Annotated in this window: 1 pseudogene; it reads left to right on the forward strand. The window is 57.4% G+C overall.

What is annotated here, in order from left to right:
* A pseudogene (locus A3722_RS23320) lies at positions 1 to 244 on the forward strand (IS5/IS1182 family transposase); the annotation flags it as partial.

A 244-nucleotide genomic window follows, 5' to 3' on the forward strand; every position in this document is an offset into this window, starting at 1 on the left:
CGCCGGCGTATTCGAGCGTCTTTTCAACGCGATGAGTGGCGATCCCGACCTTGAATACGCACTCATCGACGGCACTATCGTTCAGGTTCACCAAAAGGCGGCCGGCGCAAAAGGGGGACTCAAGCTCAGGCTATCGGACGTTCGCGGGGAGGATTAACGACCAAAATCGTTGCGTTGGTCGACGCCCTGGGCAACCTAGTCCGTTTTCTATTACTGCCGGGTCAAGCGCACGACATGAAAGGCG

Source organism: Sulfitobacter sp. HI0027, assembly GCF_001634775.1.
In the GTDB taxonomy this organism is placed as follows: Bacteria; Pseudomonadota; Alphaproteobacteria; order Rhodobacterales; family Rhodobacteraceae; genus Sulfitobacter.